This window comes from Deltaproteobacteria bacterium, assembly GCA_019309045.1.
Taxonomy (GTDB): Bacteria; Desulfobacterota; Syntrophobacteria; order BM002; family BM002; genus JAFDGZ01.
Map to the genome: position 1 here is coordinate 1 of JAFDGZ010000174.1, position 5,223 is coordinate 5,223.

Genomic DNA, 5,223 nt, shown 5'->3' on the forward strand with positions numbered 1-5,223 from the left:
GGCGGTTGATACCTGCTGTGCATCACTTGTGCTCGAGCAACAGTTCAGTGAAGCACTCTGCTAGCAATCTCTTCGACCTCCAGAACCTCAAAAGGTTTGCGCAGAAAGGCAGCTATGCCAAGGTCCCTGGCCTGCTGCTCATAATGTTCCTCGGTGGTAGCCGTCACAATGACCACCTCTGTGGTACTTTTCTGCTGGCGCAGCTTTTCCAGTACTTCTATGCCGCTGATGTCGCTCATTTTTATGTCCAGAAATATAAGCTTTACCCGATGTGAACTCAGGTACTCGAGGGCCTGTTCGCCGCTGCCAATAGTTACTATCGAGTAATCATCGCCTAGCATGGCATCGAAGGACTCGAGGATACCCAAGTCATCATCCACCACCAAAATTTCATCTTCCATGTGCGCCATGGTCACACCTCCTCTCGAGTGCCAACTCGAGACAAAGCAGCAGCAAAGATGGTGCCATCAGCAGGCGCCCTGGCTATCTCCTTCAAAGGAGAAGGAAATATTTCATGTTCCCTGGCGAGGGGGGGAAATATTTGTGGCAACAGCTGCGCCATTTCTGCCCATAATCATGTTCAACCACAACCACTGCAGTGGGCAGCCGAGGCCGCCGCACATGCAACCGCTAGAAATGGAGCTGCTGCATTGCCAGGAAGGGATCTCATCTTTATGCGAGCGTCGACTAGCAGTAAAGACTTGCAGACTGTATCCAGGCAGCCTGTCCAGATGTATGGAATTGGTTAGCTGGTCGGCAGCACCACATTAAAAGTTGTGCCCTTGCCAGAAGCAGTCTGCGCCTCTATGGAGCCGCCATGTTCTTGAATTATCTTGTGAGTTATGGCAAGTCCCAGGCCGGTGCCCTTTTTCTTGGTGGTAAAAAAGGGGTTGAAGATATTGTCAGCCGTCTCCCGGTCCATCCCCTCCCCTGTATCAGTGAATTGAATGTGTATCTCATTGTCACATGGTTGGCAGGCGATGCTGAGGCGACCCCCTGCAGTCATCGACTCCTTGGCATTTTTGAGCAGATTGGCAAACGCTCTTTGCAAATGATCGCTGTCAGCCCACACCTCTGGCAATGGCTCCTCAATGTCCAGCAGCAGTTCAATGCCGGCATTTTCTAGCTCGTCTCGGTATAGCTCTGTCAACTGTCTGAGAACTGCCCCTGGAGACACCTGCACAAATTCCATCTTTGCAGGTCTTGCCAACTCCAGGAGATTCTCGATCAGGCCATTGATTCTATTGAGCTCTCGTGGAACTGTGACCTGGAATTTTTGCAAAAATGCAGTATTGGAAACCTTCCTCGGCAGCAGTTGGACAAATGTCTTGATGGCGGAGAGCGGATTGCGTATCTCGTGGGCCAGACCAGCAGACAACACCCCGAGTGCTGCCAGACGATCGGCCTGGCGCATGCGTGCTTCCATCTCCTTAACCTCAGTCACGTCATTGAAGACCAGCAGCATGCCCACCACTGCATCCCGGGCGTCCCTGAGAAAGGAGGTGCTGATCATCAGGGTTCTCTGCTTTTCTCCACCTCGAGCTAGAAAAATTTCCTCATTTCGCACGGCTTTCTGTGTCTGCATGCTCTGGGCAAGAATACGACCGAGAGGGTTGGGCTCCGGCCACAGCTCCTTATAATTCAACCCTTGCCAGGCCCCGCCTTTGAGAGCAAGAATCGTTTCAGCAGCATTGTTGGCACTAACCACTCTGCCGGCAAGATCTAGAGCCAGCACTCCGTTGCTCATGGAGGCCAGAATCATCTCGTTGTATCGCATGAGCTCGAGTATCTCCTCGAGTCTCTGTTCCAGATGGCGCCGCTGCAGTGCCAGTTCCCTGCTCATGATGTTGAAGTTTCTTGGCCAGGGGGCCAGTGATGCGGGCAGACAGAGCATAGGCGCCTACGATACCGAGGAACAATGCTACTGCGCCGATCTGTAAGAGAGCTGTTTTCGTCTGCCGCACCTGCTGATACATGGGTGCCAGGGACAGGCCTACCCGAATGGTACCCCATCGCTGCTGTTCCTCTGTGAAAAGAACAGGAACAGCTATGTCAAGGACCGGTTCTCCTGTTTCTTCCCAGAAAAGGTTCTGCACAATGGGCCCCGAGGCTGCCAGGGCTCGTTTATTCCAGGAATCGGCCAGATATGTTCCCTGGCGGTTATCATGTCCGCTGAAGGCTGCCACACGTCCTTCTTTGTCCAGAATGATGACATAGACGATGTCTCTGCCGCGGCTTGCTTGCTCGGCGTTCTGCTCCAATGCCACATAATTGTAAGTCAGCAGGGCATTGGTGGAAACCGCGGCAATACTCTGGGCCACAGCCAGGCCGCGGTCCCTCATTTCTCTCTGAATGGTGCTGGCAAAGCGCCTGTCAACCAGAAAGACAATTGTGGCCATCAGCACGAGCAGCAGCACAGCTACGGCCGCCATAAACCTTAACTTGAGGCTCATTCTCCGCACAGACCCGCCCACAACAATAGCTCTCCTGCAGCAACTCCGCCAATCGTGGAGCAGAAATATAGGGTGAAACCGGATAGCTCACCAGGCAGTGTCGGCACAGGCCTCACAGCATTCCGCGGCAGCACAGCTGCCCACAGTGTACCTCACAATCCTGCTGGCCTGCGCCCACCTGAGACGTACTTCATTGTAGGGAACAGATCACAGTCGGCATAGACACCCATAAGAATAATGATTTGCGGGGTTGCAGTCGTTCTGCAGCCCGATCAGCGAAATATCCGAACTTGGGCTAACGATCCAACCAGACGCGTTTTAGAGGAATATAAGGCCCACCCAGAGCACTGATTTCCAGTCCTTTCACATATGGTTGGAAGACCGATTCAAAAGTCAAGTAGATCCAGGGGATCATCGGCGCATCATCAAGAATAGACCGCTCTGCCAAACGATATACCTGCATCCTCTCGAGGACGTTGGTCTCAGTCAGTCCCTGTGACAGCAGCTGGTCTACGCGGGCATTATGGTAGCGCATAAAGTTATAGGCCGATGCCGAACCGCAGAGGATGTTCAGAAAGTTGTCAGGGTCCGGCAGGTCTGCAAACCAGGCATACCGATAGACTTCAACGTTTTCTGACCTCAACAGCTTTTCATATGTGGGCCAATCCGTCTCATAGGTTATCTGTAGATCAACCCCAACGGCCTCCAGGTCAGCAGCGATGAGGGCCAATTCTTTTTGTGCCGCAGCTGATTTGGACGCCGAAAGCAGAGACAGCTCGAGCCTTCTTCCCTCCGGAGAGAATCCTGCTTCCTGCAGCAGCCTCTTCGCCTCGGTCGGTTGGTAGTCATACATGCTGTTGTCGGGCGTGTAGCCTGGCATGCCAGGCGGCAAAATGGTCCCAGCCGGGATAAACTGGTCGCCGTACACCTCTCGCACAATCCTGCGCTTGTCAATGGCAAAATTGAGGGCCTGTCTCACCCTGCGATCCTTGAGAGGACCCTTGCTACAGTTCAGACCATAGAACTGCAGACTCAATGTGGGTTTCCGGTAAAACTGAAAGGCTCTACCTTTAACAGCCTCTTCGCGGTGGCTGCCAAAAACCGCAGCCTCTTCCAGGCGCCCTGCTTTGAAATCGGCAAATATTTGCTCGTACTTTGCTCCTGGATAGATATTGTAGACTAACCGATCTAGATAGGGAGGGCCCTCGTAATAAGAATTATTGGCTGCAAGTATAATCTTGTTGCCACTCCAGGACTCAAAACGAAAGGGGCCGGTACCCACGGGATGCCGGGAAAATTGCCTGCCAGCAGATTCCACCTCTTCTTTGGGCACCACCTTGCAGTCCTTCATGGCCAGCACCGAGAGGAACGGCGCAAAAGGCTCCTGCAACCTGATTCTCAAGGTATATTCCCCTGTAGCCTCCAGGCCTCTCACCGCATTGGCTCGACCGCTTCGGTACTCGGCTGCCCCGGAAATTTTCGTCAGAAAATTCACCACGCTTGCTTTCATGTCTGGATCGAGGAGCCGGCGGAGAGAATAGACCACATCGCTTGCGGTTACCTGACGACCATTATGAAACTTCACACCTCGGCGCAGTTGGAAGATGTAGGTGCGGCCGTCAGCAGTAACCTGCCAATCCTTTGCCAGAGCAGGAACCACATTGAGATGTTGATCGAACTGCACGAGTCCGTCGAAAACCTGTTCAATGATTGTTACCGCATAGATGTCAGTGGCAACAGCCGGATCAAGACTCTTGGGGCTCCAGGGCAGGGCTGCCCGGTAAGTGCCTCCTTGGTGCGCCCCTGCTTTCGGCTGGCTGGCCTGTTTTCCCGAGTCCTCAGAAGTGCCGCTCGTGCAGCCTAGAGCTAATACCAGGGCTAGAAATATCTCGAGCATACATCGGAGCATGGTCTCACCTGTATTATCCTTCACTCTGTCCTGTCTGTTGTTTCAAGGTAGATACTACACTATACCAACCTTTGCTGTCTTGGCAAAAAAAAAGCATAACCCGGAAGGGTTATGCTCGGCGCCTTACAACCGCAAATGGTCAGATCTTAGGTACCCCCGCCCCCTGCTGCCAGAACTGGCAGTGTATACATGGCAACGATACCGCCGACAATGACCATTTGCAACAATACCTTTCTCACCTTTTTCATAGAATCCCTCCTTCCCTCAAAATGGTCCTGCCCTTGTGCACCGTTATCTTTTGGCAGCTACACCAAAGCAAGGTGAGTACCAGCTGGGGAGCAAGGGATAAATTCACTTGAAAGTCAAAGTAACTTCTGGATATTAATTGAATTGCACATGATTCCTGTCGCCCACGAAAGGCAGATTACCCGGGTATAGTGAAGTCATGGAAGCGAAATGCACAAATTTCCCCAGGTGCACACAGACATGTGCACTGCCCACAGACATGTGCAACTGAAAGCTGCTGCTGGCAAGCAGCAGTTTGGCAGGCATCACCACTTTGCGAAAGGGTTTCTTGCTAAAAGCTGCTCTTTGCCTGCAGCCCTTGAACACTCAACCTCTAGGAGTCCATGGCAGAGAAATTCATTTGCTCAGGTTCGGAGATCGCCGCACAGAACGGCCAGCGATAGGTATCATGAAGCTTTCTGCTCGGAAGCCGCCCTGATTTGCAGCGCCTTCATCTTCTGCAGCAAGGTGTTCCTGTGGATCTTCAAGATGCGCGCCGCTTCACTCTGATTCCACCCTGCCCGCTTCAGTGCCCTGATTATGTACTGTCGTTCAAAATTTTCCCGCGCTTGCAGC

The 5,223-nt window shown here is 52.7% G+C and carries 4 protein-coding genes; all 4 read right to left on the bottom strand.

Annotated elements, in window-relative coordinates:
- Positions 1–44: 44 nt before the first annotated feature.
- A complete protein-coding gene (locus tag JRI89_17360) occupies positions 45–410 on the bottom strand; it encodes a response regulator (protein MBW2072999.1) in 366 nt (121 codons plus the stop codon).
- Between the two features lie 335 nt (positions 411–745).
- Positions 746–1,843, bottom strand: a complete 1,098-nt coding sequence (locus JRI89_17365; GenBank protein ID MBW2073000.1) for a PAS domain-containing protein — start codon at positions 1,841–1,843, stop codon at positions 746–748.
- 905 nt (positions 1,844–2,748) lie between these two features.
- Positions 2,749–4,362, bottom strand: a complete 1,614-nt coding sequence (locus JRI89_17370; GenBank protein ID MBW2073001.1) for an ABC transporter substrate-binding protein — start codon at positions 4,360–4,362, stop codon at positions 2,749–2,751.
- A gap of 692 nt (positions 4,363–5,054) precedes the next feature.
- Positions 5,055–5,223, bottom strand: a 169-nt coding sequence (locus JRI89_17375; protein ID MBW2073002.1) for a helix-turn-helix domain-containing protein, incomplete at its 5' end; no start/stop codon positions are given.

Coding starts and splice junctions, on each gene's coding strand:
- JRI89_17370 (MBW2073001.1), bottom strand. CDS start 4,362: ATGCTCCGATGTATGCTCGAGATATTTCTAGCCCTGGTATTAGCTCTA.
- JRI89_17365 (MBW2073000.1), bottom strand. CDS start 1,843: ATGAGCAGGGAACTGGCACTGCAGCGGCGCCATCTGGAACAGAGACTC.
- JRI89_17360 (MBW2072999.1), bottom strand. CDS start 410: ATGGCGCACATGGAAGATGAAATTTTGGTGGTGGATGATGACTTGGGT.